The 26996-nt window shown below is 45.6% G+C and carries 23 protein-coding genes; 11 read left to right on the top strand and 12 right to left on the bottom strand.

Features of this window, described 5'->3' with window-relative positions; all coding sequences use genetic code 11:
- Positions 1–100: 100 nt before the first annotated feature.
- On the bottom strand, positions 101–832 hold the full coding sequence (locus tag IQ263_RS15285) for a WecB/TagA/CpsF family glycosyltransferase (RefSeq protein ID WP_194068195.1): 732 nt from the start codon (positions 830–832) through the stop codon (positions 101–103).
- A 201-nt stretch (positions 833–1033) separates the two neighbouring features.
- Entirely contained in the window at positions 1034–1174 is a 141-nt protein-coding gene (locus IQ263_RS15290) for a hypothetical protein (RefSeq protein ID WP_194068171.1), read from the bottom strand.
- A gap of 114 nt (positions 1175–1288) precedes the next feature.
- Between IQ263_RS15290 and IQ263_RS15295 the strand changes: the two genes are divergently transcribed.
- The 4 genes from IQ263_RS15295 (at position 1289) to IQ263_RS15310 (ending at position 7256) form a co-directional block, all read left to right on the top strand.
- On the top strand, positions 1289–4498 hold the full coding sequence (locus IQ263_RS15295) for a glycoside hydrolase family 15 protein (protein ID WP_194068172.1): 3210 nt from the start codon (positions 1289–1291) through the stop codon (positions 4496–4498).
- A gap of 190 nt (positions 4499–4688) precedes the next feature.
- Positions 4689–5033 (top strand): hypothetical protein, encoded by a 345-nt coding sequence (locus tag IQ263_RS15300; protein ID WP_194068173.1) that lies wholly within the window; start codon positions 4689–4691, stop codon positions 5031–5033.
- A 47-nt stretch (positions 5034–5080) separates the two neighbouring features.
- Positions 5081–6271: a DNA cytosine methyltransferase gene (locus tag IQ263_RS15305; protein ID WP_228050079.1), complete on the top strand. Its 1191-nt coding sequence runs from the start codon at positions 5081–5083 to the stop codon at positions 6269–6271.
- Between the two features lie 34 nt (positions 6272–6305).
- A complete protein-coding gene (locus IQ263_RS15310; RefSeq protein ID WP_194068174.1) occupies positions 6306–7256 on the top strand; it encodes a PmeII family type II restriction endonuclease in 951 nt (316 codons plus the stop codon).
- Positions 7257–7301: 45 nt separating this feature from the next.
- On the opposite strand, the gene hisB is transcribed toward IQ263_RS15310, so the two are convergent.
- Together hisB and fabI are read right to left on the bottom strand one after the other, a co-directional pair.
- Positions 7302–7940, bottom strand: a complete 639-nt coding sequence (gene hisB / locus IQ263_RS15315; RefSeq protein ID WP_194068197.1) for an imidazoleglycerol-phosphate dehydratase HisB — start codon at positions 7938–7940, stop codon at positions 7302–7304.
- Positions 7941–8173: 233 nt separating this feature from the next.
- Entirely contained in the window at positions 8174–8950 is a 777-nt protein-coding gene (gene fabI, locus IQ263_RS15320; RefSeq protein ID WP_194068175.1) for an enoyl-ACP reductase FabI, read from the bottom strand.
- Positions 8951–9268: 318 nt separating this feature from the next.
- Between fabI and ntcA the strand changes: the two genes are divergently transcribed.
- Together ntcA and IQ263_RS15330 are read left to right on the top strand one after the other, a co-directional pair.
- A complete protein-coding gene (gene ntcA, locus IQ263_RS15325; RefSeq protein ID WP_194010494.1) occupies positions 9269–9934 on the top strand; it encodes a global nitrogen regulator NtcA in 666 nt (221 codons plus the stop codon).
- A 77-nt stretch (positions 9935–10011) separates the two neighbouring features.
- Positions 10012–11724, top strand: a complete 1713-nt coding sequence (locus IQ263_RS15330) for a DUF3084 domain-containing protein (protein WP_194068176.1) — start codon at positions 10012–10014, stop codon at positions 11722–11724.
- 46 nt (positions 11725–11770) lie between these two features.
- On the opposite strand, the gene IQ263_RS15335 is transcribed toward IQ263_RS15330, so the two are convergent.
- From IQ263_RS15335 to IQ263_RS15350, 4 genes are all read right to left on the bottom strand, one after another.
- Positions 11771–12037, bottom strand: a complete 267-nt coding sequence (locus IQ263_RS15335; protein WP_194068177.1) for a hypothetical protein — start codon at positions 12035–12037, stop codon at positions 11771–11773.
- 364 nt (positions 12038–12401) lie between these two features.
- Positions 12402–13244: a hypothetical protein gene (locus tag IQ263_RS15340; RefSeq protein WP_194068178.1), complete on the bottom strand. Its 843-nt coding sequence runs from the start codon at positions 13242–13244 to the stop codon at positions 12402–12404.
- 1 nt (position 13245) lies between these two features.
- On the bottom strand, positions 13246–14274 hold the full coding sequence (locus tag IQ263_RS15345; protein ID WP_194068179.1) for a hypothetical protein: 1029 nt from the start codon (positions 14272–14274) through the stop codon (positions 13246–13248).
- 114 nt (positions 14275–14388) lie between these two features.
- Entirely contained in the window at positions 14389–14706 is a 318-nt protein-coding gene (locus tag IQ263_RS15350; protein WP_194068180.1) for a hypothetical protein, read from the bottom strand.
- Positions 14707–15071: 365 nt separating this feature from the next.
- Between IQ263_RS15350 and IQ263_RS15355 the strand changes: the two genes are divergently transcribed.
- Entirely contained in the window at positions 15072–15467 is a 396-nt protein-coding gene (locus IQ263_RS15355) for a pre-16S rRNA-processing nuclease YqgF (RefSeq protein ID WP_194068181.1), read from the top strand.
- A 133-nt stretch (positions 15468–15600) separates the two neighbouring features.
- On the opposite strand, the gene IQ263_RS15360 is transcribed toward IQ263_RS15355, so the two are convergent.
- Complete coding sequence (locus tag IQ263_RS15360) at positions 15601–16071, bottom strand: hypothetical protein (RefSeq protein WP_194068182.1); 471 nt, start codon at positions 16069–16071, stop codon at positions 15601–15603.
- Positions 16072–16496: 425 nt separating this feature from the next.
- Positions 16497–18068 carry a photosystem II high light acclimation radical SAM protein gene (locus IQ263_RS15365; RefSeq protein WP_194068183.1) on the bottom strand — a complete coding sequence of 524 codons (1572 nt, stop codon included), beginning with the start codon at positions 18066–18068 and terminating at the stop codon, positions 16497–16499.
- Positions 18069–18532: 464 nt separating this feature from the next.
- Between IQ263_RS15365 and IQ263_RS15370 the strand changes: the two genes are divergently transcribed.
- Positions 18533–18922 carry a DUF1830 domain-containing protein gene (locus tag IQ263_RS15370; RefSeq protein WP_194013036.1) on the top strand — a complete coding sequence of 130 codons (390 nt, stop codon included), beginning with the start codon at positions 18533–18535 and terminating at the stop codon, positions 18920–18922.
- A 241-nt stretch (positions 18923–19163) separates the two neighbouring features.
- Positions 19164–19751, top strand: coding sequence for a hypothetical protein (locus IQ263_RS15375; protein ID WP_194068184.1), 588 nt, complete (start codon positions 19164–19166; stop codon positions 19749–19751).
- 401 nt (positions 19752–20152) lie between these two features.
- Here IQ263_RS15375 and IQ263_RS15380 read toward each other — a convergent pair whose 3' ends face one another.
- Entirely contained in the window at positions 20153–21421 is a 1269-nt protein-coding gene (locus IQ263_RS15380; RefSeq protein ID WP_194068185.1) for a RuBisCO small subunit-like domain-containing protein, read from the bottom strand.
- Positions 21422–21549: 128 nt separating this feature from the next.
- Here IQ263_RS15380 and IQ263_RS15385 point away from each other — a divergent pair, with 128 nt between their 5' ends.
- Positions 21550–22821 carry an acetylornithine/succinylornithine family transaminase gene (locus tag IQ263_RS15385; protein WP_194068186.1) on the top strand — a complete coding sequence of 424 codons (1272 nt, stop codon included), beginning with the start codon at positions 21550–21552 and terminating at the stop codon, positions 22819–22821.
- Between the two features lie 101 nt (positions 22822–22922).
- Here IQ263_RS15385 and IQ263_RS15390 read toward each other — a convergent pair whose 3' ends face one another.
- The gene (locus IQ263_RS15390) at positions 22923–23111 is read right to left on the bottom strand and encodes a hypothetical protein (RefSeq protein ID WP_194068187.1); all 189 of its coding nucleotides are present in this window, start codon (positions 23109–23111) and stop codon (positions 22923–22925) included.
- Positions 23112–23336: 225 nt separating this feature from the next.
- Here IQ263_RS15390 and IQ263_RS15395 point away from each other — a divergent pair, with 225 nt between their 5' ends.
- Positions 23337–26975, top strand: coding sequence for a CHAT domain-containing protein (locus IQ263_RS15395; protein ID WP_228050081.1), 3639 nt, complete (start codon positions 23337–23339; stop codon positions 26973–26975).
- The last annotated feature ends 21 nt before the right edge of the window (positions 26976–26996 follow it).

The raw sequence follows: 26996 nt of genomic DNA on the forward strand, positions 1-26996 counted from the left end.
CAATAAATATCTGGCAAAATTCACTTTTTAAGCAGGAAAATATCTGCGTCAATCTGTGTTTGTCTGCCTTGAATCTGCGGTTACTCTATCAATCCAATTTTCAACCTCGAAAATCCCCCAAAGCCTTCAATGCAAACTGTGGTAAAGCCAACATCCTGCGCCAGCGCCAAGGTTCTTGATAAAGCCGGTACAACCATTCTAAATGATTGTCGCAAAACCAAGCCGGCGCGCGGTCTTTGGTTCCCGCCCAAATATCGAAACTGCCGCCAACTCCCACCCAAATAGACTGCGGACAAAGGTGTCGGTTTTCCGCAATCCAAAACTCTTGGCGAGGCACTCCCAAGCCCACAAAAATCAGTTTTGGCTGCATTTTTTTCAGGCTGTCACAGAAGTCTGTTTCTTCATCAGCAGAAAGATAGCCGTGTTGAGCAGAAATCGACAATCCTTTCACTTTTTGCTGCCAATTTTCTGCCGCCTTCGCCGTCACTCCCGGCGCACCTCCAAAGAAAAATATCGGTTCGGAATCGGGCAATTTTCCGGCTTCTTGCAGCAGCGATTCTGCTAGTTCAATCCCCGGATAGCGCTTTGCCGATTTGCCCCGCATTCGCAAGTACAGCACTACTCCCGAACCGTCTGGAATCACGAGTTCTGCAGAGCGAATTACATCGCCTAATGCCTGATTTTTCTCGGCTTGCATTGCCATTTCAGCATTTAGTGTCACGACGTGACTTCCTAAGCCTTGATGCAGGCGCTCTATCAGCCAACCTGCGTAATCGTCTAATATGTGAACTGGTAGTCCCAGCACTGAAAATTGCGGGCGCGATCGATCCATATTTCTTTCTGTGAGATTTCTACACACCTAGTTATTTAAATTAGCTTAGTTTGGCGATCGATGCTAGACTACTTTTGAACGAAAAAAATCCGGTTTGTGCCACAAAGATTTTGGTAAGTCATCATTCCGTGGCCCAGGAACCGTTTTTTTGTACGCGACGCGCAAGTCCATTAGAGTTAGGCTGCTAAGTGCGATCGCTCATTAACGTTCAATTTTCTTGACAGAGCCGTCAGCGTACCATTCCATCGGCACGAGTTCAATTTTACCATTAACCTTCACTGTAGAGTAGACAATTTTTACAAAAGGAACGCGGTTATTATTGTTCTTGTTGCGGCTGGACATGACAATCACCTTGTTTTGTTGTTGGCAGAATCGGAGCAGTGATAGAATCTCTGATATATTTAAAAGTCTATTCACCGCAATTGAACTCGCATCAGGAAAACCAAGGAAAACGAAATGGCGATCGCAACAAAAGAGCGACAAACGAAGTTAGATCATTACTACCAGCAAATCAAAAACGTTATCCTCAAGCGCCAGAACCCAATTACCGGCTTGCTTCCGGCGAGTACCGCCGTTAACGCTCACGGCGACTACACCGATGCTTGGGTGCGGGATAATGTGTACAGCATTTTGGCAGTTTGGGGTTTGGGTTTAGCTTACCGCAAAATTGACGGCGATCGCGGTAGAACCTTTGAACTCGAACACAGCACAGTCAAATTGATGCGCGGCTTGCTGTTTGCGATGATGCAGCAATCGAGCAAAGTCGAACGTTTTAAAAATACTCAGTTGCCGCTAGATGCCCTGCACGCTAAATACAATACTCAAACTGGTAGTATTGTTGTTGGCGATGACCAATGGGGACATTTACAGTTAGATGCTACATCTATATTTTTGTTGATTCTTGCTCAAATGACGGCTTCGGGATTGCATATAATTTTTACAATCGATGAAGTCAATTTCGTGCAAAATTTAGTCTACTACATTGGTAGAGCTTACCGCACTCCCGATTACGGAATTTGGGAAAGAGGCAATAAAGTTAATCGCGGCAATGCAGAATTAAATGCTAGTTCGGTTGGCATGGCAAAAGCAGCGCTGGAAGCAATAAATGGATTGGATTTGTTCGGAGTTAACGGTTCTCAAACATCAGTGATTCACGTTTTACCCGATGAAATTGCCAGAAGCCGCGTAACTTTAGAATCGCTTTTGCCTCGGGAATCTAGTTCAAAAGAAGTAGATGCAGCTTTATTGAGCGTGATTAGTTTTCCGGCTTTTGCTGTGGAAGATAAAGAATTAGTAGAACGAACTAGAAATAAAATAATCGACAAATTGCAAGGCAATTACGGCTGCAAGCGGTTTCTGCGGGACGGACACCAAACAGTTTTGGAAGATGCCGATCGCCTGCATTACGAACCGACAGAATTAAAGCAGTTCGAGCATATAGAATGCGAGTGGCCGCTATTTTTCACTTATTTATTCTTGGACGGCCTATTTCAGGGAAATCAAGCCCAAGTGCAGGAGTACCAGCAGCGTTTGGAATCTCTAGCAGTCGATCGCTCTGGTTTGCCACTACTACCAGAATTGTACTACGTCCCCGCCGAAAATATAGAAGCAGAAAAGCTCAATCCCCGCAGTCAGCAGCGCCTACCCAATGAAAATGTTCCCCTAGTTTGGGCGCAAAGTTTGTATTTTCTAGGTCAATTACTCAACGAAGGATTAATCGCAGTTGGCGATATTGACCCCTTGGGAAGACACCTGTCAGTGGGCGGGCACAGAGAACCTTTAGTGCAAATTGCCCTGTTAGCTGAAGACAAAGATTTGCAAGCAGAATTAGCCACCAACGGTATTGCAGCGCAAACTCCAAAACAGGTAGAACCAATTCAAGTCCGCCAAGCCAAAGAATTATCCGCTATTTACGCGGAGATTGGACGCAACGATTCACTAGGCTTAACAGGCCGCCCCGTGCGCCGTTTGCGGAGTTTGACGACTTCCCGGGTGTTCAAAATTCGCGGAGAGGCGATCGTATTTCTTCCCTCATTCTTGGACAGAGAAGAATTTTACCTAACTCTAGACTACCATTTTCTAGTATCTAAAATTCAAAGCGAAATAGCTCACATTCACCGCCATTGGTATCAGTTGGGACGACCCACGGTAACGCTGATGCTGACTCACGCGATGCTCGAAACCGGCCGCGAAGCACTGCTGGAATTGATGAAGCAACTCCGCGACGGAAACTCAGGAAATACGCCTGTCAAACTCGGAAATCTTAACCAGTTAATGCTGACTGCTGGCACAGAGAGAATAGATTTCATGCAATATTTTGAATTCACTGAATCTCCAGTGACAGGTGCAGTAGAAACCCCCACCTATCTGAGTTACAATCCCGAAAAAACTTGGCCATTGGGTCATACCCAAGAATTTAAATTAGAGTGCGAAACTAATCCTCAATTATTGCTCACCAGCCTGCAAAAATCAGAGAATTTGTACGAACAAATTGAGTTGCTGCATACGCTGATTCGCCTCAAAGGATTAAACTTTGATACAGGATTTGGCGGCGCGGAAGCAACTGTTGAAGTTGTGGATTTACTCAACGAAGTTTATACAAAAGCTGGAGAAAGTTCGCAATCAAAAATTCAATGGGCCGTTGTCCGTCACGCTGCTGGATTGCTGGACAAAGTTGATATCAGCTTGTCGGATGCAGTGACAGACATTTTGGTGAAGCAAAAACAGATTGCTGTCGGGAAAGCCTACAGCGAAGATTCGCTGATTTCGCGACCTGGTTCTTACACGGAAATCATGGACAAAATTCGCGAATTCTGTGGAGAGGACGTTCGCGATAGAGTTCTCACTCAAGAAATTCTGATTTACTTAGGCTTGCTAATTAAAGCCGAACCGCAGTTGTTTAAAGGGTTGCTAACTCTGAGAGTGAGTTACTTTATTTTGCTGTTAACTAGCGAATTAGCCCGCGAATTGCGAGTTACGCAAAATGAAGCTTACGAATATTTAATGCAGCTAAGTCCCTTTGAAATTAAAAATCGCCTGCGCCAAGTATTGGCAGAATATGAGGAAATGAATCAAATCCTCAAACAGCAAGAATCACTGCGTGTCAAACAGCCGGAAAAAGATATTGAATGGGTAGTCGCGCCCGTGTTTGAGGAACCCAAAATGCCTGCGGGTGGATGGCGGCGCAAGCGGCAAATGGAAGGTGCAGTCAACCGCGTACCGAAGGATTTTTATCCGAGTGTTTGGGGATTGCTGCGGCACTGCAAAGGCTTGATTATTGGCGATAAATTAGAGCGTCGAAATCGCTTAGATAGCGATCTTATTTTAGCGGAAATGACCCCAGGCGAAAAAAATTTCGCGCTCCAAATCGAGCATTTGCTAAACAAAATTGTAGCGCCGGAATACCGACAAGTCAATATTGAGGCGCTGATGGAGTTGGCGGCGCTCGCGCAGCGCAACCCAGAATTGAAAGTAGAAGAATACATTGTTTTAGATGTATTAGTCGGTCACGCGGTGCGGCTTAATTGGCTGGGAAGACACTCGGAAAGAGCGGACAGGTACGATGAAGATAAGGCGGCGGCGTGGCAAGGTTTTTACAATACTTCGCCCTACGTTTGCGCGAGTCACGTACTGGATGCTTTCCGGTTCTTGACGAAGTTTGGATAGATTGAAATAAACCAAGCGTGTCACACTCAAATCGAATCCTAGGGTGCGTCAGATAAAATTGTATAACGATTGTCGAGGTTTTCCAATCTGACGTACCTTACTCAAATCGCATTGTTTATTCTTTAGCTAATTGGCTGAATACTTTGGGAAGGTAAGGTAATATAGATTTATGAAGTAGCCACGGCTTGACATGAAACTACCGGATCGCATCACAACCTATAAATACCCGATTAAAAGTCAGGTAGAACTCGAAGCGGAGTTTTATAGCTTTGCAGAAGAATGGCGTGCCCAGACAAGGATGCTGTCATTAGTTACACAAAAGTCAATGCACCCAGCTTATCAAAGAATTATTGGCATGGGACAGCCTGTTGTACCGTTGATTTTTCGCGATCTCGAACAAAAACCAGATCATTGGTTTTGGGCGTTGAGGGCAATTACTGGTGATAATCCGGTAAAGCCAGAGCAGCGCGGTCGAATGAAACAAATGGCTCAAGCTTGGATACAATGGGGAAAAGAACACGGTTATGAATGGTAGGCTGGAATATCGCAAACTCTTGAGATTTCCTAAATACCATACATATTATGAGGCTTAAACTTGTGATTAACAACAAACCGATAACTATTAGCCTCTTTGCTGGAGCTTACGGTTTAGATTTAGGTCTAGAAAAAGCAGGATTTCAGACAGTAAGTTTAGTAGAAATTGAACCTGATGCTACCAAAACTATCTCTCTAAATCGTCCTCACTTATCCCCATGTGCTGTACCGAGAGATATTTGCGAAGTCAGCGCCCAAACTCTCTTAGAAGAAGGCGGACAAATCTTAGGTTTAGATAGACCTCTGCGCGCTGATGAAGTAGATTTAGTGACCGGCGGCCCCCCGTGCCAACCCTTCAGCACAGCCGGAAAACGGGGGTCTGTTGGAGATCCGCGCGGCAGCTTATTTATGGATTTCATACGCATTGTTGATGAAATTAAACCGCGCTTTTTTATCATGGAAAATGTCAAGGGATTGCTGTCAGCTCCGATTCGACATCGACCTCACGATCGCAGAGGTTTAGGTTGCGCGCAATTAGAACATGATGAAATGCCAGGTGCAGCTTTACAAGTGATTTTGGCAGAGATGAAACGCATTGGTTATGAAGTTATGTATGATTTACTAAATACTGCTGACTACGGCGTTCCTCAAGCTAGAGAAAGAGTAATTTTTATTGGTTATAAAGGTAATGATTCAGTTACTTTGCCACTGCCAACTTACAGTCAGAAAGGTACTGCTAAAAAACCAAAATGGTTGACGATTAGAGAAGGATTAAAAGATTTAGTAGATTCTCGGCCAGAATTTGTCCCTTATTCAGAAAATCGCCTCAAGTATCTGCGTCTGTTAACAGCAGGTCAAAACTGGAGGCATTTACCCAGCGAATTACAGCAAGAAGCAATGGGAGGAGCTTATAAATCTGAAGGCGGTAAAGTTGGTTTTTACCGACGTTTGGCATGGGATAAACCGTCGCCTACTGTCACAACCAGTCCCCATCAAAAGGCTACAGATATGTGTCATCCTGATGAATTGCGTCCTTTGAGTGTCAGAGAGTGCGCGCGAATTCAAACTTTTCCAGATGATTGGGTTTTTTATGGATCGACTGCTTCTAAATACCGACAAATTGGGAATGCTGTTCCTGTATTATTGGGAGAGGCGATCGGTCAATACCTTTGTCAGGTAATTAAGGGCGATCGAGTTAGAGGAAGAGAAATAAGTCAACAGTTGTCTCTTTTCAGTTAGCTAATATTTAAAATAGAGTTGAGGAGAAATAAAAGTGTCAGAGCAACTTCATGAATTATTAGCATTTGTTTTAGAAAAAGAAGTAGGACTCCCTGCCAGCAAGTCTCGATCTTTCGCCAGTCATTTTGCGGAGTTAGAAGAATTTTTTAATTTACAAGCAGAAACACTCAGAAACGGCATCAGCAGCATATCTGGTAAAAGAGCTCTTAAATTTACTCCCGATGAGATTGAACGCATTTTAGCATTTACATCTTCAGGTAAGCTTTCGCTGCAACTTACTATAGCCGCAAATTTTCTAGCTAGTATCTGTCGGGACTTCACAAGGCGACAGTTAGCTATGGTTGACAATCTAACTTTAGAAAAAATTCACCCCAACCCATTTTTAATTAGGGCGTTAAATCTTGATACTCCAGCAGAAGTTGTCAGACTTAATGTTTATATGGCGGCTACTAGGTCTATTGTTACTTCTATGGGGTTTTTTATTGAAAAACTATTGATATCTTGCTCTGAAAGTGCAGAAAGTCCGCCCGGTAAGTCAGGGTGGGATGCAATCAAAACTACCAGTGATGGCGATCGCTGTTGGATACAGGTCAAAAGCGGCCCGAATGATATGGATAAAGACCAGATAGTATATTGGGCTGACAAAATTCAGGAAAAAATTAATGCAGGCGATCGCGCTTATATTGGTATAGCTTACGGCAAGAGAACTAATAAGACTGTAACTTTTGGTCTGCTGAAGCAACTTCTGCCGAATTCTGAAATGAGCACTTTGATCGGTCGAGAACTGTGGGATTTTGTCAGTGAAGATACTGATTTTACTGTAAATTTGTTTGAAGTTTTGCGTCAATCTGCCAGTCAAGTTTTAGCACAAAGTTCTATAGCTGATGCTATAGAAAGGTGTAGCGATCGACTAATCGATCAATTTATCGGCAAGTACGGCGAGGGAAGTCAAGGTGTTTTTAACTATATAGCAGATATATTTTGATTTACAAGTTTGCAGTAGCCCAGAAGCGCTACTGCAAACCCCAAACTACAAAACTCCTTTAGAACTCGGAATCCGACTGGCGCGCCGGGGATCGATTTCTACCGCCATCCGCAGAGCTCGCGCAAAGGCCTTAAACGCCGCTTCGACAATGTGATGTGAATTTCCGCCCTGCAACTGTCGAATGTGCAGTGTCATCTGAGTGTGGTTCACCACCGCCGAAAAAAACTCTTTCACTAATTCAGTATCGTAGGTGCCGATCCGCTGGTTGGGAATTTCTAAGCTGTAACTTAGGTGAGGCCGTCCCGAAAAGTCTAAGACTACTTCAATTAATGCTTCATCTAGAGGGGCGATGAAGTGGCCGAAGCGAGAAATGCCCGATCGATCTCCGACAGCTTTTGCTAGGGCTTGGCCCAAGGTAATTCCCACATCTTCGTTGGTGTGGTGGTCGTCAATCGCCAAATCCCCGATCGCCTGTACGTCCAAATCGATCAATCCGTGAGAAGCAATCTGCTGCAACATATGGTCTAAAAACGGAATCCCCGTGGACGCTTTGCAAGTTCCCACACCGTCGAGATTGAGGCTGGCGGTGACATCCGTTTCCAGTGTCGTGCGTTTCACCAACGCGGCCCTGGCTGGTTGAACCGAATTTGCAGGAGGTACTGGAGGGCGATCGATTATTTCCATAATTCCCAATTTGTCATTCATAGTTATTGTTGATAATTAGTAATTTGGGATTAACACTTTTGTAGCGAACAAAAGACTGTTATTGACAGTTGACTGTTGGCAAATCTTGCTGTTAACTGTCTAAAAACTTCGCTGACAACTGACAACTGACAACTGTCAACTGACAACTGACAACTGACAACTGTCAACTGACAACTGTCAACTGACAACTGACAACTGACAACTGTCAACTGTTACATTCCCATGATTTCGTAACCAGCATCGACATATAAAACTTGACCCGTAATCCCGCTAGAGAGATTGCTGCACAGAAAAGCCGCAGCATTTCCCACTTCCTGCTGAGTCACAGTCCGCCGCAGCGGGGCCACTTCCTCAACGTGGTGGATCATATCCAGAATGCCGCCGACTGCTGACGAAGCCAGAGTCCGAATCGGGCCCGAAGAAATCGCATTTACCCGAATATTTAACGGGCCGAGTTCCGCCGCCAGATAGCGAACATTCATCTCCAGAGCTGCCTTAGCAATGCCCATCACATTATAATTAGGAACTACCCGCACGCCGCCCAAATAACTCAGCGTGATAATGCTGCCGCCCTCCGCCATCAGCGGTTTAGCCGCAGCACAAAGCCGCACCAGCGAGTAAGCGCTAATATCCAAAGCATTGGAGAAGCCTTGGCGGGAGGTGTTGGTGAAATCTCCTGAAAGTTCGTCCTTGCCGGCAAAGGCTAAGCAGTGAACCAGGATATCTAACTTGCCCCATTTGTCGGCGATGGTTTGAAAAGTAGACTCGATTTCGCTCTCGTTTTGGACATTGCAGGGCAAATACAGGCTGGGATTGAGCGGTTCGACAAGTTCGGCGACTTTGCGCTCGTGCTTGCCTTTTTCATCCTTCAAAAAAGTGATGCCGAGGTTGGCCCCTGCTTTGTGGAGCTGCTGAGCTATGCCCCAGGCGATCGAGCGATTGTTGGCAATGCCCGTAACAAGAGCATTTTTTCCGGTCAAATCTATCATCTGTATTTCTTCTCGAAGCAACTTGCACCGTTCTCGTGGGCTATATCCGACAACTCCGCCAGTTTAGACACAACTGATTCAGATTTAACTGATTGACAGACAATTGAGACACAATTGAGATTAATTTGGTTGTGGAGCTAAATGGGCGGAATTGAAAAAGTTAAGAGAATGGCTAGATTTAATATCATACAGCGTGTGTTTAACTTAACATTAGATGGCTGTAACAGAATCCCTGGACATTGGAGGTTGGTCAGTATATTTACTCAATAAGCTTAATCGACAATTTACAAACTATTGATTAGTACAAAGGATCTAGTCGTGACACATGATAGACCGCTAGCAGCCGTGTTCCGCCAAATCAGCGGCGGGGCGTTTCCACCCATTGTGGAAAACTTTGAACGGGGCAAGACAATTTTTTTCCCTGGAGACCCGGCTGAGCGCGTCTACGTTCTGCTTAGAGGCGCTGTGAAGCTCTCTAGGGTGTATGAAGCAGGCGAAGAAATTACTGTGGCGCTCCTGCGGGAAAACAGCGTGTTCGGCGTGTTGTCTCTGATTACGGGACACCGCTCGGACAGATTTTACCACGCGGTAGCGTTTACGCCGGTAGAATTGATCTCGCTGCCGATCGAACAAGTCGAGAAAGCTCTCAAGGAAGACGCAGAATTGCCTATGGTTTTGCTACGGGGACTTTCTTCTCGGATTTTGCAAACGGAGATGATGATCGAAACCCTCGCACACCGAGATATGGGTTCGAGACTCGTCAGCTTTTTGCTGATTCTGTGCCGGGATTTTGGCGTGCCCGGTACGGATGGGATTACGATTGATTTGAAGCTGTCCCACCAGGCGATCGCCGAAGCGATCGGCTCGACGCGGGTAACCGTGACTCGTTTGCTGGGGGATCTCAGACAAGAAACTATGATCTCGATCCACAAGAAAAAGATCACTGTCCACAACCCGGTGGCCTTAAGCCAGCAATTCACTTGATGCCGAGAAAGTATAGGATTTTGGATTTTGGATTTTAGATTCAATCCAAAATCCACCATCCTAAATTTAAAATCGGAATGACTGCTGGATACATCTTGGTATTTGTAATTTTAGTGTTGGGGGGTACGATCGCGACTGTCAGCGATCGTCTTGGGACGAAAGTCGGCAAGGCAAGGTTGAGTTTGTTCAAACTTCGCCCCCGCGACACTGCTGTTGTGGTGACAGTGATGGCCGGCAGCATCCTGTCAGCAATTACTTTGGCCATTTTGTTTGCTACCAGCAAGCCTCTGCGAACCGGGGTTTTTCAAATAGACGAGATTCAAAAAAGGCTCAACCAAGCCCGCAGAGAGCTCAAAGAAACCACTCAAGAAAAAAATCGAGTTGAAACTGAATTAAATGGAGCCAGAACCGCTCAAGCGCAAGCTAAAGCCAATTTAGAGCAAATTAATCAATCGCTCCAAACTGCTAATGCCGAGCAAGCTCGGACAGAAAAAAAATTAAACTCGCTGCGGGCCCAGCTCAACAGCGTGCAATCAGCCAAGTCTAAAACCCAAGAGCAGTTAAGTCAGGTAGAAGCAGCTAAATCGGACACGGAAGAACAGCTTGCTAGGGTGGAAGCTGCTAAGTCTCGCACCGAAGCACAGTTGAAACTGGTTGAAACTGCCCGATCGACTACAAGAGCTCAGCTCGATCGCACTGAGAACCAATTGAAAACAGTTTCCGATCAAAAAACAGCTTTGAGCTCGGAAATCGCCCAACTGCAAGGGGAACGCCAACAGTTAATCGAGCAGCGAGAGCAGGTGAAAGTTCAAATTGCCCAGCGCGATCGAGAAATTGCCAAGCGAGACGCAGAAATTGCCCAGCGGCAGGAAGAAGTTGCCAAGCGAGACGCAGAAATTGTCAATCGCAACGAACTAATTTCCCAGCGGGACAAGGAAATTGCCCAGCGGGTGCAAAATCTCGCCGATCGCGATCGCATAATTGTCGAGAGAGACAAAGTAATTGCCGAGAGGGAAGCACTCTTAGAAACCCTCGCACAGCAACAAACTCAACTCGAACAGCAACAAACTTTATTGCAGCAGCAAGTGCAAGTTTTGGAACGGGACTTTCAGGCCATCCGCGAGGGTACAGTTGCGATCAGGCGCGGTCAAATTTTAGCTGCTGGCGTTGTTCGCATCTTGGAACCGGATAAGGCGAGTCGGGCGATCGATCGACTTTTGCAAGAAGCAAATAAAACCACCGTCGGACTGATGCAGCCGGAGAATAAGAAGGTTAGAGACCAGGTTATTCAAATTACTAAAGCAGAAATCGATCAACTAATTAGTCAGATTAAAGACGGTGAAGACTACGTGGTGCGAATTGTCGCCGGCGCTAATTACCTGCGGCAAGAAAAGCTAATTAAGGTATTTGCAGAAGCAGAAATCAATCGAGTTGTGTTCCGCGCTGGAGATGTGATTGCAGGGGTTGCTGTCGATCCGGTGACTTTGACCGACGAACAGGTGCGGCAGCAGTTGCTGCAATTGATAGAAGCTTGTCAATTTCGCGCTCGCCTGATCGGCGTTGTCGGCGGTAGAGTCCAAGTTGCCGACAGTGAGATTGAAACTTTGGCTGGTTTTATCGCTCGGTTGCAGCAGTACGAGAAACCGCTGGACGTTCAGGCGATCGCCGCAGATGTCACTTACATAGCCGGCCCGCTTAAAATAGATTTAGTTGCTCTTGAAAACGGAGCCGTTGTTTTCCGCACCGGACAACAAAAACCAGGCCAAGGAGACTTGAAAATTAAAAAATAAGTGCGATCGACATATCGAATTTTAGCCAAGATTTTGGGCGATAGAATCACAATTTTGCTTGACTTTTTCGCGCCCTTGACATATTATTAAATAATCGGAATCCGTGCCGCCATATATAGAGCAATCCTAGGGTGTGTCGCCACCAAAAATCTGGAAGCACCACCAACAATCTCACAGCGACGCACCATACCCAATTAGTAGGGTGTGTCGCCACCAAAAATCTGGAAGCACCACCAACAATCTCACAGCGACGCACCGCACCGCTAAGAAGGCAAAGAAAGAAACTAAGAATCGAACCCTGAGATATTGACATCACAGAACAAAATTTTGCTCAATTCATAGCATTTGTAATAATTATTGTAACAGTATATTGTTGAGTTTGTCGATCGTACAACTTGGCGCTTTCTGTGCGTTTACCATAATTTTGATATACTCCCTGTCTAGTAGCTCTCAGTTTGGGTAAGCAGGCTTAAGCTCTGCTTTTAATATCGGCTTTGCTGTGGGTTCTAACTTCTATATTAGGAATGCTTTTCTCAAAGGTGGTTGAACTTTAGGGTAACTTTAGATCCGAGGTTGTTCCCTGCCCCCGGTGAGGGTTTTGGGATCTGTTGGGTTTTTGGGTGCTGGGTGATGAGGGTATGGGAGTAGAGATTAAATTTAACTGATGATAGGCTTGCTCAATTTGGGTTACAGTAGGAACCGGAGCAGAACCCATCTGTCCAACTGATTTTCAACCAATTATCACCTAAATTTTCATTAATTATCGTAGTAATTCTATCCTCATAACCTGTAGTGTGATAAAATCCCAAGCTTTTTAGCAAAAACACTAAAACTTCTTGGCATTTTTGCCCCTCATGTTCATCTGGGTAATATACCTTTACTGTAATTCCTACTCTATCTGCTGATATCCCTAACTCTTCTCTTTCTGTAATAGTTTTAACTTTTTCTTCTTGATTGTCCTCCGAATTTCTGAGAGTATTTATAATCAAAGAGTTTTCGTCTGATTCGTTCCAATCACAAGAATGCCAATTAAAACCTACATATCCATACTCCGGTATAATATTTTTACTTAACATTTTTACGCAACCGAAAAATTGTGGTTTTATAACCTTCCTGTGAAGATGATCGAAGTATTTAAAACGAGACACAAGAACAATTTCGTTGTGTTTCAATCCCAGTACCTTGACTATGTTACTTTGGGGATTAAAACAGACAATTGGAACATAAAAGTCTTTTCCCTCAACACTAAACTTGGTATCCCCCATGTAAGGAGCCGTACTTAGTATTACCTCGGTTCTATAGTACCGGGATGTAAGCATATTATTTTGACTCATGAATTCTTTGTAAAACCATCCCCATCCTTTTTCCCTAAGCCTTTTATTTAATTCACAAGCTTTTCTCGGTGTGATTGGGAAATCTATATTATGTATTTCAGTGTTCCATTTTACGCTTATTGGTTTATTTTGAGAAGTAGGCTTCCTATAATTAGGAGTTTGCTTGCGGCGTTTTGCTTTTCCCATGTCAATATCCTCTTCCCATAGTTCTTTCTATATCTTGTACAACTTGTTCAACAGCACCAACAAAACTTAAATCTTTGCGCCAGTAATGACACGCAAGAGAAGCACCTAAAACTGTCTCAATAAAATCATCAGCAGTAGGCATCAAGTTTCTTGTCAGCACTGTGACGATTATGGAGCGGAACTCTTTAATCTGTGCCTGGGTATATTCAGCATACTCAGGATTACCGGAGCGACCAACATCAACAACTTTAATCGTTACCATGTTGTGACTATCACCTTGTACCTGCGTTTTGATATCTGAAGAGAGCGATTCTGGCTTGACTACTTTTATTTTGCCGACTGGAGAATTTGCTATAACTTTTCCGTTAGAATCTGCTATTATTATTGTATCAAGGGGACGACCTAGTGTCTTGAGATAAGATTCATTTTCCTCGCCAGCTATAGCTAAAGAATAGATTTGGTCATAATGGTATGACAAATTATGATCGGAATGGTATTGACGGCCATTCCACATTTTGGGGTATAAGTAAGTGCAAATTTTTATGCAAGCAAAAGCCATCCTGTATTCTCGAAATAGGCATAACAGTTTCGCAAGACCGTACCAAAGCATAAACCATGTCTGGTTATGACTAAATACTTGATCGTAGTATTTGAAGGCTTGATTGAGATCGCCATCTCTCTTTGACATAATCGACTTATCCACTAGGCTTAATAAATCGCTCTGAATTTCAGTGAGGTCAGACAATGACTTCACTTTATTTAGAATGTAAGTAGCAGTTTGCTCTTCCCGATCAACGGCATTTTGAATAAACTGAAAAAGTTGACTTTCTGTAACGGATCTATATTTATGGTCTTTAGGAAGACTTTCTTCAAAAGCCCCACCCTGATTTAGATAAAAATCTAAATCTCTGAAATACTCTGCACGTTCTCCATAACACTCATAGTTTTCTTCTAAGCCTATTGGCTCATTTTGAGAAGTCGGCTTCTCATAATTAGGATGAACTTTCTTACGTCGTTTTGCCTTTCCCATAAATTCAACCTTGCTTTAATTAAAGTTTGAACTTGTCTACTTAACTAAGTGTTAACCAGCAAATGCTGCATAAAAACCTGCTCTGACCCAAACTACCGTCCATGTTGTGTGCTGTCAATTTCTACGAGTCAAACGAAAGATAAGTGCAGGAGGATCTGGAGGAGAGTTCTCCCGGAAACTATCAATTTGCCATACTTGACCTTGAGTGTCATGAAAAGTTAAATATTCTGTATGCTCTATTCTTTCCCCATTAACCCTCATTTGGTTAATCTCAGAAAAAAAGACTAAGGCATGAGCATCGCAAGAATCATATTGTTCAGAGTAAATACGAAACAGAAAGCATCTCAGCCTCTGCTTTAACAAAATTCCAGATCTTATGGTAATGTTTAACTCAATATTACTTAAGTCACTATCTAAATTTTGCTGATTCATAAATTAATCTTTTGTTTCATGGTTTAAAGCTTAATTTAGATGTTGGTCTACATTTTCAATAAAAATATGATTTGTTATTATAATACCGCATATTTTCTTCCCTGTCAAGAGCCAATAAAAAAAATGAATATTTTCCAGTCTCTATGATTTGCGGTAAATCGAACGGAAATGATTTTATATTGCTGCACGGATTCCCATGATATAATATGTCAATCCCACAAAAAAGTTAAGTAAAATAAGTACGATCGCCCGCAAAGATTTTGAGACATTCAAGAATGCAAGTATCAGATGATATCTAGGTTGGCGATGGGTTTCCTCGACTACAACAGCGCAACTACAAACTTATTAACTCAGAACTAATAAATATGATTTTAGGTTTCGATCCAGGTAAAGACAAGTGCGGCATCGCCGTCATGAGTACAGACAACAATGTCTCCTACCATCAAGTTGTACCCTCCGAGAGTGCAATTTCGACTATTCAATCTCTGTGCGAACAGTTTTCAATTGAGTTATTAGTCATGGGAGATCAAACGACTTCTAAAAGTTGGAAACAAAAACTGACGCAGAGTTTGTCGCCTGCGCTCAAAATTGTTCAGGTGGATGAGAGATACAGCAGCTTAGAAGCGAGGGAACGCTACTGGCAAATGTACCCTCCGACGGGACTCGATCGCTTGATTCCGAAGGGAATGCGGACGCCGCCGAGACCGGTGGACGATATCGTGGCGATCGTCTTGATTGAAAGATATTTGAACAAAAGTTAGTCAATTTTATAACCGTTACCGCTGATTCTCTTTGATTATTAAGGAATCAATATATTTTTGCTGGTCTTGAATTTTTAACTTAAATAAAATACACCCTAAATTTATCCGATCGATCGTTGAATCACAATTAGTGCTACTTGATAACACCTTCGGTCAAAATTACCTTACCATTCTGCCGGACTTGCAGGCGTTGGGGGTTAATCGAATAGATAATATTGCCGTTAGTCGCTTCATAAGTTCCGTCGTCACCTGTAGTTACTTGCATGACATTGATTTGGCTGCCATTTATTTTGCTGAGGCCGCGGTAAAAAATATCGCCTTCCTGGGTTTTGCAAATATATATAGAAAAGTTGGCTGTTGCGAAAGATTGCACCATTTCGGCCCTCGGACATCCCTCAACTTGAGCAATTTGCAGCGGTTGATAATTGCCCAAAGTGTTCGGCGCGATCGCCCGAACTTGGCCAACGGGTTGATTTAGTGCAGTTGCTTGTGCTGAAGCGGTCAAAAAGCCGTGAAGCGAAGCTATCCCGAAGGGAATCGCACTAATGCCTGCCATAACTAGAACTACTCTTTTAATGCCCTTAACTCTATCTTTAGAAAACATCTTGTCACTCCTGGTTTTAACTATAGCCTTTCTCAAAAAGATGAGGTATGACTGACAGCTTACATAACCACCCAGACGCTTGAGGGCCGGGGCCCAACAACGTACCTCATCTTTCTGAGAACCGCTATATATAATTACATCTTAAGCGATATTTGCTCGATCTGCGATTTTTAATAAACTTATTGCCTAAATCTTTGATTGATAGGTCAACCGCAGATTTAAGGCTGATAGACGCAGATGAACGCAGATAATTTGAAGATTGTTTTCGACTTTGGCAATCTGGTCTAATGATTGGTATAAGATTGATGATTGTAGCAAGAGTTTCTTACATTTTGATTTTTTAATGATAAAAAGGGAAATGGCAGATACATTCTCCCTCCCATTTCCCCTTTTTTAAACGGTCGTCCTGACTGCGAACCTAGTAATTAATTAACTGCTGCCAACTGTTTATCTTTGGTTTCCACAGGCGCAGATAATGCTTCTTCCAAATCCGCACAGCCGAGTTTTTCCTCCAAAATTGCCATCACTTCACGGCCGAAATCATTGGAATTACGCTGCCAAGCTTCTAAACAAATTTGTCCGAAAAACGAGCCCAAAGGCTCGGGATTCCACAGCAATTTGCGCGCTGTCCAAGGCATCAAACTCATCGGATCGTAACCTGGTTGCAAAATATCCTGTTTAAAGGCGTATTCTTCCAAAATTGTGTGCGGTTGCAACCCGATAAAGAAAATAGCAGGTTCTACTTTATCGGCTCCGAATATCCGCTCTAGTTCTCGGTGATAAGCAATAGTTTGCCGGATGGTTTCAAAGGTTTCATCAATTACGTTAAACGAGTAATTCACGGAAACCACATCGTTGTAACCGGCTGCTTTTAAATCGCGGCAGTTTTCCAAAACTACTCGCAAGTTGTAGCCCATCCGCATTTTCCGAACCAATTCCTGGGAACCGCTGGTGATGCCGATTTCAAAGTAATTCATCCCCGTTTTTACCATCAAATCGCACAATTCGGGTGTGAGATTGTCCGCACGGATGTAAGCAGCCCAGTGGATGTCGTCCATGCCGGAGGCGATGATTTTTTGCAATAATTCGATCGCATCGTCGATGAATTTGCGTGCCGGGATAAATTGAGCGTCGGTAAACCAGAAATTGCGGATACCTCGATCGTACAATTGCCGAATCTCCGCCACCACCTCATCCGCCGGATTGATCCGCACTTGCTTGCCTTCAATCACCGTATAAATGCAGTAACAGCAATTGTGAGGACAGCCGCGCTTGGTTTGCACTCCGACGTAGAAGTCCATATCCTGTAGATAATATGAAAACTCCGGCCAAATTGTTTCGATGTAGTTGTAATCGCAGGCGGTTTTCTCGATGTTGGCTGGCTTTTCGTGAATTAGCCTCGCGCGCGGCACAGTTTCTCCTACTACATAACACCTTTCCTGCGCCAAATCTTCGCCTTTAATCAGCTTCTCCAGCAAAGCTTCACCTTCCCCCACCGAAACCACAGTCCCCGCCGGTAAGCTGCGCCCCAACTGCTCGTAAAACACGCTCACAGCACCGCCACCGACCACTGCGCGGGCTTCCGGGCGGTATTTCCGGGCCCGCTTCAATCCGCGCTTAATTAGTCCCAGATTGCGCCACAGTTCGGTGTAGTAAGACGCGGCCAAACGCAATCCTCCGAGTGCTCCCCGGAATTTTGTCAGCGGATTTTTGGCGTAGTAAAACTCGAAGGCATTTTGTAAGGGATTCCCGCCCCTACCGCCCACGGGCGCGTAAATTTGAATGTCCCGCCAAGAGAAAACTAACAGCGTTGGTTGAAACTCATCGACGATCGCATCCAAACCTTTAGCGTAATCCAGCGGGGGTACTGCGCCTAGGTCAAAAATGCGCTGTTGAACATCGGGAAACATCTTGTGTACGCTATCGGAAAGGTACACTACTCCGATCGGGAAAATCGGATTACAAGGGAGGCGAACGTACAGAACTCGGTTTTCCATGATTGCTATATCCTAAACTGCGACTTTTCGAGCTATGTTTATATTCTTTTAATATAACTTTACAATCTCTCTAATTTTGGCAATTTAATATTAAATATTTGAAAATTTGGCCGAGCGGTTTAAGGCTGAGTTTGCGAGTTTCGGTCGGTGACAGCAGCCGAAAAAAGCGAATATGTAAGCAAATACAGCGGATTTTGACGGAAAATTGCCGATGAGAGTCAACAATTAGGTATTTTTCTGGGTAAATAGAAATTTTAGGGCGATCGGTCTCTGGTATGTTATTGACACGCTTTAAGACAAAAAATGCAACTGCAGGCAAGCTCCCAATCCAGATTCAGTAAGTCATTCCCCAATCTAAAATCTAAAATCCTTGGAGTTGGTAGTCGGCTTTACAGTAGGCGGGATCGCCTAGTGTTAGCCTGAGAAGATAACTAAAACTTTTAGGTAAGGCTCCCTCAGCAGTTATGGCTCAAATTCTTGACCCACTACCCTCAGACACCGACAGCAAGATTCTGTGCTGCTACGTCAACGCCACCAGTCTGATTCAGATTGCTCGCATCTCCAACATTCCTAACTGGTATTTTGAACGAGTGGTTTTTCCCGGACAGCGTTTGGTGTTTGAAGCGATGTCCGCCGCAGCATTGGAAATTCACACCGGGATGATGGCGAGTGCAATTTTATCGGACACCATTCCTTGCGATCGCTTGCAGATTAACGAAGGCCCCTATTCAAACGTCAATCCTAGCAGATCGCGAGGGGAAGTTCAGGGCGATCGCGCAGCAACCCCCGGCCGCCCAAAAGCCAGAGAAATTTCAGAACCTTTGACAGTACCCGCGCTAACCGCCGTCGATTAATGGAAGTTGTGAGTTTTGAGTTATAAATTGTCAGTTAATTGATAACTCCGCACTCAAGATTCCAACTTCTGCAAAGCGGTAAATAAAAACTCAACACTTAAAAATAACAATTTTTGAAATAAATTTTAAATCGCAACTCAAAACAGCGAATATTGTCTGGTTTTTGAGATTTTCTTGAGTTTTGTTCGCGGAATTGACAACTGTGCAACAATAGCATTAAATAGCTTCTTTCATTTCAGTTATGTCATCCGAATCCGCACTTTCTCCATCTTCCGCCCCAGCATTTGAGCCAGCAGTATTCCGGCTTTCTCCCCTGATTAGAATCACCCTGTTGAGCTTATACGCAGCCCTCACAATTCCCTTACCGTTTTTGTCGGAAGTCACGAAAGCACCAATTCCTCCGATCGCACTCTGGGCGGCAATTATTGTCGGCGCAGCAGGCCTCTACGGCGTGCTCGGCGAACGGGTAATTCTCAGTGAGGAGGGGATTGAAGTTACCTATCCGAAGTGGTTTCCGCGCGTGTTTCGCAGGGGTTGGTCGCTACCTTGGACTGAGGTGAAGGCTCTCAAACCTCGATCGACCGGTCAAGGAGGCTTGGTTTACTATTTTCTGAGTCATGGGGGTGAAGGTTATCTGCTACCGATGCGGGTGGCTGGATTTAATAAATTAGTCGGTTTGGTGGAAGCAAAAACCGGTATTGATACGAGGGATATTCGCCCTTTATCGCAGCCTTGGATGTATCTAATTTTGCTGGGATGCACGCTGTTGCTGTTGTTGGTGGATGCGTGGACGATTGTAACTGCGATCGGGCTTCAAAGCAATTTGTAATATTATCTGTATTGTCTGTTTAGGCTCGAAAACTTAATAACTTAAGCACTTCCTAAAGTCCTCTCTCCTGTAAGTTGCGAGATAGAAGGAGGTAGAGCCTCCGAATCTACATTACCAGGCTCTTCCTGGTAATATCAAATCCTCTCTTCATCGGAATGATTCAGATATATATTCTCGGACTCTGTGTACTCTGTGTTCTAGCGCCGGTTAAATCACCTGACGATGCAACGGTCAACGATATAACGAGGGATAACAGTTAACGGTTAACAGTCAACAGTCAACAGTTAACAGTCAACGCCTGAATTTACTATTCCGATGAAGACAGGATTTGATATTACTGGTGCGACACTACCCAAAGGCGATCGTTATTGGAATTTTCGCAATGGGTATTGTGCGCCCTATTATGGCCGTTGAATAATTGTTTCAACTACCCGCCGCTTGACTTTTGGATCGATACCAATCAGCCGCACGTATTCGCCGCCGTGTTCCGCCAAACAAGTTTCTAAAGATGCAATTACATCTTTTTCTTTTCCGTTTTGAATTATCGTGCAACTATGCCAAGAACCAGTCTTAAATCGGCGAGTGTCTGCATATTCCATGCCGATTTTGCTGCCCTGTGCTAACAATTGTTGCACTTGTTCCAACACCTCGGAACTCAGCCGCCCTTGACCGTTACTCACGGCAGAAGTTGGCTCTACGTAAGCTTTATAATATTTGGAATTAGGATCGCTCAATTGATTTTGCGTTGGCGCGGCAGCAGGAACATTGGCGGTTCCTTGAACGTTGAACAGTCGCGATTGGTTGTATTCATCCACTAAGCGCATTTCCTGAATCCGCTTTTGTTGACCCACCATCAAACCGCCCATTTCTAATAAACGAGCGAGGCTGAAATCTGGGTTGTGGAAATCGGGCGGTGCTTCTGTAGTATTTACCAAACGTTTGGAAACTCGCTCGATTCCAATTTGGTGAATGAATTTGCGGACTTGTTCGTCGTAAATGCGCGATCGCAAAGCGCTAAAAAAGTCGATCGACTGATCGGGAAAATTATCGACTAAAGTGACAATTTCGGCCTTTGACAATTTGTCCGAATCAAAAATTCCGCCGACAATCCCAATTTTATCATCGTGGCTGGGTTCCCAATAAAACTTTTCCATCCGTCCGTCGCGAATCAGCGGCGCGTACAGCGTTGAAAAGTCATTTCCGGTGACAATAATCGGTACTCGGTGCAGTGGCGTGCTGTCATAACTTCCCGGTAACTGCACGTTAGTTGGATTGTCGGCAATATTCATCAGAGTGGCATTGACCATCTGAGTATTGACGGTATATTGAGTAGTAGTATCGAACCTGCCAGCACCGGCATCCAAATCGTTAATAAAAATGGCGCACATCTGGCCCCGCACCCGAATTTGCTCCGCAGCTTCCCGGTAGCGCAAGCGAATTAAACGCGCTGGATCTCCCGCATCTGGACTTTCTAATTCTCCACCAGATATCATCACGGGTTCAAAGCCCATTCGCCGAAAAACCAGTTCGGTTTGAAAAGTTTTGCCTTCTCCTTTGCGGCCGTGAATTCCCAAAATTAAGGGAACTCTTATCCCCGGCAAATTTAAAAAGTTTTTAGTGATGTGTACTGCAACTCGATCGAGAAAGCTAGGAGAAATGTAATAACTCATCAGTAGATTTGTGAAGGATTAATTGTTGTTACTGTTATGATTTTATGACAAAAGTAACAGGCTGCACCGCTAAGCTGGATTTTTGCCGTACAATCGAGGTCTAGATATTATCTGTTAAGGAGCCGTTCGTGAGTCCTGAAACCTTACTAAAAGAACCAAGCGTCCAAGCCGAAGCGAATTTGTTCAGTTCTGAAAGCTTCGACAGCTATGTAATGACTACTTACGGGCGTTTTGCGATCGCCCTAGAACGGGGCCAGGGCTGTCGCGTTTGGGATACCGAGGGCCGCGAATATCTCGATTTTGTGGCGGGTATTGCTACCTGCACTCTGGGACACGCCCATCCGGCGATGATTGCAGCGGTAACGAAGCAAATACAGACCTTACACCACGTTTCTAACCTTTATTACATCCCCGTACAGGGCGAGCTGGCGAAGTGGCTTGTAGACCATTCTTGCGCGGACAGAGCTTTCTTTTGCAACTCCGGCGCTGAAGCTAATGAAGCGGCTATTAAACTGGCGCGCAAGTACGGCCACGAAAAATTAAATATCTCGAATCCGACGATCATTACCGCCGTTGCTAGTTTCCACGGGCGGACTTTGGCGACAATTACGGCGACGGGACAGCCTAAATATCAGAAGGGTTTTAGTCCGTTGGTTCCGGGATTTCACTATGTGCCTTATAACGATATTAGTGCGCTCGAACTGGCGATCGCAGAACTCGACAAAGACGAACGTCAAGTAGCAGCAATTATGCTGGAAGCGCTGCAAGGTGAAGGGGGAGTTCGCCCCGGAGATATCGCCTACTTCCAGCGGATTCGCGAAATTTGCGACGAAAAAGGTATTTTGCTGATTCTCGATGAAGTGCAAGTCGGGATGGGGCGCAGCGGCAAATATTGGGGCTACGAAAACCTAGGGATTGAACCGGATATCTTTACGTCGGCGAAGGGGTTGGGCGGCGGTATCCCCATCGGCGCGATGCTGTGCAAATCTTTCTGCGATGTATTTGAACCGGGAAGTCACGCCAGCACTTTCGGCGGCAATCCTTTTGTTTGCGCTGTCGCTTTGTGCGTGTGCGAAACTTTAGAACGGGAAAACATTCTGGAAAACGTGCTGCAGCGCGGGGAACAGTTGAAAGCTGGCCTCAACAAGTTGGCGGCTGCATATCCGCATTTGATTGCTGAGGTGCGCGGCTGGGGTTTGATTGTGGGGCTGGAATTGCAGGCTGACATCGAACTTACATCGGCTGATATTGTTAAATCGGCGATCGCCGCTGGTGTGCTGTTGGTTCCCGCTGGCCCGAAAGTGTTGAGGTTTGTGCCGCCGCTGATTGTCTCTGCTGCAGAAGTCGATCGGGCTTTGCAGGCGGTGGAGACGGCGCTGCACTCTCTAGCGGTACACTAAATCGACTCAGTTTAACTGGTTCCCTGGCTCTGTCTGGGAACCGATGTCCATAGGAAGTGCCTCGGCTGCGAAAAAAGGAGGTAGAGCCTCGCCTATCTGCGTTACCAAGCAGAGCCAGGTAACGAGTAATAGCCCAATCCCTCCGCTTCGCGCTCGCCCAATCCCTCCGCTTCGCTCCGCCCACCCTTCGACTTCGCTCGGGGGGCAAGATGCCCAATGCCGGACAGTACCTCATCTTTCTGAGAAAGACTATATCTGTATAAATCTTTGAGGATTGTTATAGCTTCCAAGCAATCAGCTTTTTAAGTCTAAAATTTATCATGGTAAAAATAAACCCGCCCCGCTGCAAGTCTGTGGGGGCGGGTTTATCCAGTTTAAAACTTGGCCGAAAACCTGTTTTTTGGGGCGAATAGGTTGTAGCGATGTGTATGGTGGAAAAACCAGGTTTCTTTAATTCCCCTCGGCGACTCCTACCTCCGATTGGGAATTGAAATTTAAACCGGGAACTGATTTAATTGCTGGACAGAAGCAGCGATCGTATGGTTAATAGTTCGGCGGAATGCACGATGGACGAACAGCGTCGCAAAACTGATGTGAATATGCTCCAAGCGCTGCTGGAAAATCCTGTTGACTCAGGAATAGATTTGATTTTGAAGACCAACTCAAAGTCGATCGACTTTGGGTTCGTGCAAACGCTTTACTTGGAAGTGCCGGCACTGACGCCAGACAGTTTGCTCAAAGCTGCCAAATTTTTCCAAAGGGCGATCGCACCCTTAGAATCTGCAAATGGCAATCCTCAAACCGGGGTAGCATATCTAATTTTTTTAGCAGAAGCCTTGCAAGCAGTGGCGGGCAGCAGTGACTCGCACCACCTGTACTCGCTGCTGAGAAATAATTTAGACAAACTAGACCATAATTTCGCAGAATTGTTGCGCTGCTGGGCACTTTTGGTACTACCCGCTGCCAATCAATCCGAGACTAGGCGCATGGCAGCCCTGATCGGCAATCTGAGTAACAAAATTGGGCGGTTTCCTCTCGGTACCAAGGCTAATAACCTGGAAATCGAAATAGCAGGTTACGAAACTGTTGCTAAGGTTTTTACCCGCAAAGATTTTCCCCAAGAGTGGGCGGCAATGCAAAATAATCTGGGCAACGCTTACAGCGATCGCCCGAAAGGCGATAAGGCTCAAAATATCGAACTGGCGATCGCTTGCTTTGTCAATGCCCTAGAAGTGCAGACTCCCGAAGAGTACCCATCCCAGTGGGCGACGCTGCAAAACAATCTGGGAAGCGCTTACAGCGATCGCCTGCGGGGAGATCCGGCAGAAAATTTAGAACAGGCGATCGCCTGCTATCAAAACGCCCTAAAAGTTCGCACCCGCGAAGCTTTCGGGGTAGATTGGGCGAGCACTCAAAACAATCTCGGCCGCGCTTACACCCGCAGGCTGCAGGGATCCAAAGCCCAAAATCTAGAACTGGCAGTCGCTTGCTACCACAATGCTTTGCAAGTCTACAACCGCAAGGTGTTTCCCCGCCGCTGGGCCACGACTCAAAATAATTTGGCAAATGCTTACTGCGAGCAACTGCGGGGCAACCGAGCCGAAAATCTCGAATACGCGGTAACGTGCTATCAGAGAGCTTTGCAAGTGCGGACTAAGGAAGCTTTTCCGCAGCAGTGGGCGACGACTCAAAAGAATTTAGGCCGGGTGTTTATCGATCGCGCTAAAGGCGATCCGGTGGAAAATCTGGAAATGGCGATCTCGTGTTTTCAAAATGCTCTACAAGTCTACACCCGCATCAAATTTCCCGAACTCTGGGCTTCGATCCAAACTTACCTCGGCAGAATCTACACCATGCGGGTGAAAGGGGACAAAGCTGAAAATATCGAAATTGCGATCGCCTGCTATCAAAATGCTTTGCTCTTTTGCAACCGTCCCAAAACTCCCGAACGCTGGGCCATGCTGTGCACCAATCTCGGCCGCGCTTTCAGCCAACACCTGAAAGGGGAAAAAAACCGCAACCTCAAAAGCGCGATCGCGTGCTATCAAAATGCGGCGAGAGTATACACCAAACAGGCAGCCCCCGAACGCTGGGCGATGCTGCAAATCGATCTTGGGCGGGCTTTTGCGAAACTGACGGAGGCGGACAACTTGTCTCACCTCGATCGCGCGATCGGCTGCTATCTCGCTGCTTGCCAAGTCTACACTCGCGAAACCTATCCCCACCACTGGCTGCAAATTGTCTTTTATTTGGGTCAAGCTTACCGAGTTCGCGGCGAGTTGCTTCGCGCCTGCAGCGTGTTTGCTGCTGCTGTCGATACTGTGGAATTATTGCGCCCTGAAGCTGGGGTTGATGCGGTCGATTTGGGCGATCGGATCGGTACGGCAAAAGTCAAATTAGCCAGCATCTCGACGGGACTCTATAAAGGGCTGGTGCAAGTTTGTCTGGAACTCGGCAACACCCAACCCGCATATCGCGCTAAGGCTCTGGAATATGCCGAACGCCACAAAAATCGGAATTTGGTAGAACTGCTGCTGAAATGCGATCTGACTCCCAAAGGAGACTTTTCTGCCGAGGTGCTTGGCTCGTTGAAATCGCTGCAACTGGAAATAGCCAGGGCACAGCGACACGAAGAACAGTCAGAGGCAGAGTCGAGCGCTACCTTAATTTCTGAGGGCGACAGCTCTAGTTTGAACAGCGGTTCTCTGCTGCCGAGTTCGGATTTTATCAACTTAAATCAATTGTGGCGGCAGTTTGATGGGTTGATTGCTCGATCGGTGCAGGCAAACGACCCTTTCTTCAGCTTAGCTCACAAGGTTGAACCCATCGCTTTCGAGCAAATTCGCCAATTGTTGCCTGATGCTAATTCCGCTGCTGTGGTGTGGGCGAGTTTTGAGGATTTGCTGGTGGCTTTTGTGGTGGTTGCTGACGTGCAATATCCCGCCGTTCACCTGTGTTCGCCGGAAAATGCTTTGGCTGTCGAAAGTTGGGCCAGGGAGTACCTCAGCGCTTATTCTGAGCAAAAAGGTCGCTGGATCAATCATCTCCCGGCTCGGCTCAAACGCTTGGCGGCGCTGCTGGAAATCGATCGACTGGTGGCGCTGATTCCCCAAAATTGCGATCGGCTAATTTTTGTGCCGCACCGATTTTTGCACGCTTTACCGCTCCACGCTTTGCCTCTGGGGGTGACAGAGGGGCTTGAGGAGGGCGGGGGAATTTTCAAATCTGGGTGGAATTCGAGCAGCAGTTTTGAGGGGGAGGCGCACAGCAGTTCTGATGTTTTTGCTCGAAGTTCGACTTTTGGGGATGTTTCAGAGGCTGCTGGTTATTTGATCGATCGATTTGCTGGAGGAATTCGCTATGCTCCTAGCTGCGAGTTATTGCGGTTGAGACAAAGCGCGCGCGGCGCAGCTATTGGCCGGTACAGACCGCGTTTGCAGCACCTTTTAGCAGTTCCTACTTTCACCAAAAGTTCACTCTACAGCAACCTGGAAATCGGCACTATTTCCGAACATTTTTCCAGTGCAGAAATTTTGCGTCAAAAGCCTGCTATTCAACAGGCTTTTTCCCAAAAAACAGGGCAGTTGCAGCAGAAAAAATGTGCTCACTTTGCTTGTTTGAGTGTGCTAAATTTGGCGGAATCGATGAAATCTGCTGTGTTGTTGAGGAATGATTCTCTGAGTTTGGAAGAAATTTTTAATTTGGATTTTCGGCAATACTTTTTAGTGACTTTATCGGCTTGCGAAATTGCCGGCGGTTTCCCTAGCGCCGGTGAAGATTTTGTCGGTTTGTCGGCGGGTTTGTTGTATGCTGGTACGTCTAGTGCGGTCAGCAGTCTGTGGAGAGTGAACGATATTTCGATGCTGCTGCTGACAAGCAAGTTTTATGAAAATCTGGGGCGGTTTCCTCGGTTGCAGGTGGGGGATGTGGCGATGGCGCTGATTGACGCTCAAAGGTGGCTGCGAGATTTGACTAGCGAGGAATTGGAGGTGTTGCTGGCGGATTTTCAACCTCAAATTTCGCAAACGTTCGATCGGCTTTCTCAAAGTTCTCGCCTGATTGCAGAGGCATCTTTGCAGCAAATTCGCAACCGCAAACCCTGTCCTTTTGCTAATCCCTATCACTGGGCTGCTTTTACGGCTGCTGGAGTTTAGTCAGTTGTGAGTTGGCAGTTG

The organism is Tychonema sp. LEGE 06208 (assembly GCF_015207505.1).
Lineage (GTDB): Bacteria > Cyanobacteriota > Cyanobacteriia > Cyanobacteriales > Microcoleaceae > Microcoleus.

Bases quoted from the DNA above. Each gene is read 5' to 3' on its own strand.
- IQ263_RS15375 (WP_194068184.1), top strand. From the start codon at position 19,164: ATGTCATCCGAATCCGCACTTTCTCCATCTTCCGCCCCAGCATTTGAG.
- fabI (WP_194068175.1), bottom strand. From the start codon at position 8,950: ATGATAGATTTGACCGGAAAAAATGCTCTTGTTACGGGCATTGCCAAC.
- hisB (WP_194068197.1), bottom strand. From the start codon at position 7,940: ATGGAAATAATCGATCGCCCTCCAGTACCTCCTGCAAATTCGGTTCAA.
- IQ263_RS15360 (WP_194068182.1), bottom strand. From the start codon at position 16,071: ATGTTTTCTAAAGATAGAGTTAAGGGCATTAAAAGAGTAGTTCTAGTT.
- IQ263_RS15355 (WP_194068181.1), top strand. From the start codon at position 15,072: ATGATTTTAGGTTTCGATCCAGGTAAAGACAAGTGCGGCATCGCCGTC.
- IQ263_RS15290 (WP_194068171.1), bottom strand. From the start codon at position 1,174: ATGTCCAGCCGCAACAAGAACAATAATAACCGCGTTCCTTTTGTAAAA.
- IQ263_RS15295 (WP_194068172.1), top strand. From the start codon at position 1,289: ATGGCGATCGCAACAAAAGAGCGACAAACGAAGTTAGATCATTACTAC.
- IQ263_RS15330 (WP_194068176.1), top strand. From the start codon at position 10,012: ATGACTGCTGGATACATCTTGGTATTTGTAATTTTAGTGTTGGGGGGT.
- IQ263_RS15365 (WP_194068183.1), bottom strand. From the start codon at position 18,068: ATGGAAAACCGAGTTCTGTACGTTCGCCTCCCTTGTAATCCGATTTTC.
- IQ263_RS15350 (WP_194068180.1), bottom strand. From the start codon at position 14,706: ATGAATCAGCAAAATTTAGATAGTGACTTAAGTAATATTGAGTTAAAC.
- IQ263_RS15285 (WP_194068195.1), bottom strand. From the start codon at position 832: ATGGATCGATCGCGCCCGCAATTTTCAGTGCTGGGACTACCAGTTCAC.
- IQ263_RS15305 (WP_228050079.1), top strand. From the start codon at position 5,081: ATGAGGCTTAAACTTGTGATTAACAACAAACCGATAACTATTAGCCTC.
- IQ263_RS15370 (WP_194013036.1), top strand. From the start codon at position 18,533: ATGGCTCAAATTCTTGACCCACTACCCTCAGACACCGACAGCAAGATT.
- IQ263_RS15380 (WP_194068185.1), bottom strand. From the start codon at position 21,421: ATGAGTTATTACATTTCTCCTAGCTTTCTCGATCGAGTTGCAGTACAC.
- IQ263_RS15335 (WP_194068177.1), bottom strand. From the start codon at position 12,037: ATGTCAATATCTCAGGGTTCGATTCTTAGTTTCTTTCTTTGCCTTCTT.
- IQ263_RS15340 (WP_194068178.1), bottom strand. From the start codon at position 13,244: ATGGGAAAAGCAAAACGCCGCAAGCAAACTCCTAATTATAGGAAGCCT.
- IQ263_RS15345 (WP_194068179.1), bottom strand. From the start codon at position 14,274: ATGGGAAAGGCAAAACGACGTAAGAAAGTTCATCCTAATTATGAGAAG.
- IQ263_RS15300 (WP_194068173.1), top strand. From the start codon at position 4,689: ATGAAACTACCGGATCGCATCACAACCTATAAATACCCGATTAAAAGT.